General features: G+C 37.0%; 6 protein-coding genes. 5 read left to right on the forward strand and 1 reads right to left on the reverse strand.

The window, feature by feature from the left end:
• Nucleotides 1-66 precede the first annotated feature (66 nt).
• From PX636_RS01685 to PX636_RS01705, 5 genes are all read left to right on the forward strand, one after another.
• Nucleotides 67-288, forward strand: a complete 222-nt coding sequence (locus PX636_RS01685; RefSeq protein WP_002757634.1) for a type II toxin-antitoxin system Phd/YefM family antitoxin — start codon at nucleotides 67-69, stop codon at nucleotides 286-288.
• 16 nt (nucleotides 289-304) lie between these two features.
• Nucleotides 305-523 (forward strand): type II toxin-antitoxin system Phd/YefM family antitoxin, encoded by a 219-nt coding sequence (locus PX636_RS01690; protein WP_002798098.1) that lies wholly within the window; start codon nucleotides 305-307, stop codon nucleotides 521-523.
• Complete coding sequence (locus PX636_RS01695; protein WP_288116021.1) at nucleotides 520-903, forward strand: type II toxin-antitoxin system VapC family toxin; 384 nt, start codon at nucleotides 520-522, stop codon at nucleotides 901-903. Before PX636_RS01690 ends, PX636_RS01695 begins: the two co-directional genes overlap by 4 nt.
• Nucleotides 904-1,224: 321 nt before the next feature.
• On the forward strand, nucleotides 1,225-1,569 hold the full coding sequence (locus PX636_RS01700) for a type II toxin-antitoxin system RelE/ParE family toxin (protein ID WP_002798095.1): 345 nt from the start codon (nucleotides 1,225-1,227) through the stop codon (nucleotides 1,567-1,569).
• Between the two features lie 2 nt (nucleotides 1,570-1,571).
• Complete coding sequence (locus PX636_RS01705) at nucleotides 1,572-1,871, forward strand: helix-turn-helix domain-containing protein (protein ID WP_002757640.1); 300 nt, start codon at nucleotides 1,572-1,574, stop codon at nucleotides 1,869-1,871.
• A gap of 34 nt (nucleotides 1,872-1,905) precedes the next feature.
• Here the strand turns inward: PX636_RS01705 and PX636_RS01710 are convergent.
• The coding region (locus tag PX636_RS01710) for a TOMM precursor leader peptide-binding protein (protein WP_288116022.1) at nucleotides 1,906-3,309 on the reverse strand (1,404 nt) is incomplete at its 5' end.

Consider the following 3,309-nt stretch of genomic DNA (forward strand, 5'->3'; position numbering starts at 1 on the left):
ATTCCTTGCTGAGATTCAGTTAAAATTGTAGCGTTATCACCATGAGTTAGATAGAACCCAACATCCATGATCATCTCTCTCAAAGAAGCCCAGGCTAAACTCCCCGAACTGATTGACAATCTCAAACTGGGGGAAGAATTGTTAATCACCGACAACAATCGTCCAATTGCCCAATTAATCGGGCCAATACCCATACCGCCCCAACGCCTAGTCCCCGGACTATGTCAAGGAATGATTACCATCGTAGCTGATGACGAAGAACATTGGCAAGATTTTTTGAAAACTTAAATAGAGATTTAACATTATGACTAAATTAGATATAGCTCAAGCTAAATCCGATCTCTCAAAACTTCTCGATTTGGCAATTAACGGAGAAGAAATTGTTATTATGCAAGGCGACGAGCCAGTAGCCAAAATTTCCCCCATCAAACGACCCTTAAAACGAGGAAGTGCTAAGGGAAAAGTATGGATGAGCGATGACTTTGATGAACCTCTTGAAGACTTTCACAATTACAGGGAATGACTTTTTTATTGGACACACATATTTTTCTTTGGTTTGTTAATGACGATCCTAGATTAAGCAATGCTCTCAAAGATTTAATTGAAGATGAGAACAATTTTAGTTATCTTAGTATCGCCAGTCTTTGGGAAATGTCTATTAAATATAATTTAGGAAAGTTAAGGTTAGTTCCTTCCTATGAAGAGTTTATTGAGAAAGAAGTGAACGAAAGTAGGATTGTTTTACTAAATCTTGAACCAGAGCATCTAAAAATTAATGCTTCTCTACCTTTTCACCACAGAGATCCTTTTGATCGCATTATTATTGCTCAATCTATGGCTGAAAATCTCCCTATCATTACAAGTGATTCAATTTTCAGTCAATATTCGATTGCGCTTATTTAGTGTAACTCAACAAATGAAAATATTATTGATCTTAGATCAAGATGAAGGAATAGCTCCCAATGATCCAGCCGCTCTTCTAGATTAGATTGAAGCAACAAAAACCAACACTAATAAAGGTGTGTTACTTCGCTGACATACCTTTTACCTATCAGGAATCAGTTTGCTTATGGCCTCATGAACGAGATATTTGCCCTGATACACTTTACTTAGATTCAGTTAAACTAAAATGATCATTATCTTGCTTGTTAACTAACGAACAATTGACAAACTGATGATCCTGTTATACTAAATTAGGTATCAACCTTAATCATTAACCCCAACATGGGAGATAAACCCATTTACTGGATTGGGACGTCAAGGGAAGATATTAGAGATTTTCCTGAAGACGCAAAGCGTAAAGCAGGTTTTCAACTGAGAGCTATTCAACAAGGAGAGAAACCCAATGATTTTAAACCCATTCCCATTATTGGTCAAGGAACAGAAGAAATTAGAATTTGGACAGGAGAAACCTACAGAATCTTTTATGTAGCAAGGTTTAAAGAAGCGATTTATGTCCTTCATGCTTTTGGTAAAAAAACACAGAAAACCTCGAAAAAAGAAATTGAATTGGGACAACAACGTTATCAACAAATGATTCAATTTAGACAACAATTACAGGAGGGATAACCATGACACAATCTAACCCTATTGAGATCACTTTTGGTAGCGATAACATCTTTGAAGATTTAGGATTTAACAGTGAAGAAGCAACTAACTTAAAAATTAGAGCCGATTTGATGTTAACCTTGCGGTCTTTTATCCAAGAAAAAAGATGGACACAGCAAGAAGCCGCCACTTTTTTCGAGGAAACAAAACCGAAAATTAGTGATTTAATGAATGGAGAAATTAGCCGTTTTACTGTTGATAAATTACTCAGTCTTTTAGATAAAACGGGAATGAAAGTTAAACTCGAAATCTTCACCAAGTAACTTAAAATCATCAACAATTGACCATGAACAAGGGTTACATCCACATGGGAAAAGGATTCAATTCATCTTCCGTCAAAGCTTCTTTTAACCATCCCATGCTAACAGGAACATCATACAATCTTCCTGCCCCTAAACGCTTCCACATATGACGCATTCCGGGGACAATGACTTTAGCCACCCTTAAACCAATATCAGGACGAGTCTGATCTAATACTAACATTTCCATCCCCTTTGACTCAACAATTCGCTGACACAATTTAACATCCGCTAATAAGTCATCACTAGCTAATTGTAAATAATCATAACTTTTTTTGGGTATTATTTTACTATCGGGAACCAAATAAGATTGATTGCTTAACCTTGCCGTTTGCCACCATTTAACCGCCAAAGGATCAGCAGAAGGATTATAAATCGTTGTCCCATCTTCCTTAAAGGATAACACATTCGGTAAGATTTGATTAACCTCCGTTAACGCCCGACTAATGGCAATTTTCGGGTCAAAATGCGCCCCATACCCTAACAAAATGTCCTCCACTTCCCGCTCCTTTCTCGGACTAATAGCAGCAAAACAGGGAATATTCAAATCACTGGTAATATCTAACACCCATAGCTCCCGATTTAACCCCTCATAATATTGCTTTAATTGCTCAAAATATGGCTCATTAAAGCTCTCTAAATTAACGGAAGGTTTAACTAATTGATTATACCACCATAAAGCCACACAATCTCGTTCCACTAACTCCATAAATCCTTGTAAAATCGCTTCCTCTATCGTATTTCCTGCGGCGCAGCCATTAGAATCAGCCCAACAATCTAAGGGTTCAGATTGAGAATAACCATAATAACAATATCCCGTCGGTAAATACTTAAAATCTTGAGCAGTTAAAGACCATACAGGAGTCCAATCAATGATTCTAGTTTCATCAAAAGGTTCAGGGACTTTTTGAAACCATCCTTGATTATTCGCATTCCATTCTTCTCGATGTTGGTATTGTTTTTCACTAAAATTCATACATTTGTTAGGATGAATAGCTTTATCTTTTAACTCTTGATAACTCGCTTCTTCTTTGATTTCATTCCCTTGAAAAACTCCCGAATAGCGCTCAATAGCTTCACAAAATCCACTTGCTTTTGCTTGACTATCTGTACGGCCTTTTCCCGCACTTCTACCTCCAATATTTTGCCGTAAACTGTCTAAATCATCAAACAGGCCGCGAAAATGATGTTTAGCTACATAAGTATGAACTAAAGCATTCCCTTGTATCTTATTTAATTCTCGCACAATTCCCGTAATAGGACCGATATGATGTTGATAGGTTTTTAAGGTTTCTTCAGGAGAACAAAAACGATGTCCCCCATCACTGGTAAAAGCCTTTTTCCGATGTCCCAAAACCACGGGTAAAGGTGTTTTATTTAGAGAATATCCACAACTAGGACA

Origin of the sequence: Microcystis sp. M53598_WE2, from assembly GCF_030067735.1 — a bacterium.
Taxonomy (GTDB): domain Bacteria; phylum Cyanobacteriota; class Cyanobacteriia; order Cyanobacteriales; family Microcystaceae; genus Microcystis; species Microcystis aeruginosa.

Excerpts from the sequence above, each read along its gene's own strand:
- PX636_RS01685 (WP_002757634.1), top strand. The coding sequence starts at position 67 with ATGATCATCTCTCTCAAAGAAGCCCAGGCTAAACTCCCCGAACTGATT.
- PX636_RS01690 (WP_002798098.1), top strand. The coding sequence starts at position 305 with ATGACTAAATTAGATATAGCTCAAGCTAAATCCGATCTCTCAAAACTT.
- PX636_RS01695 (WP_288116021.1), top strand. The coding sequence starts at position 520 with ATGACTTTTTTATTGGACACACATATTTTTCTTTGGTTTGTTAATGAC.
- PX636_RS01700 (WP_002798095.1), top strand. The coding sequence starts at position 1,225 with ATGGGAGATAAACCCATTTACTGGATTGGGACGTCAAGGGAAGATATT.
- PX636_RS01705 (WP_002757640.1), top strand. The coding sequence starts at position 1,572 with ATGACACAATCTAACCCTATTGAGATCACTTTTGGTAGCGATAACATC.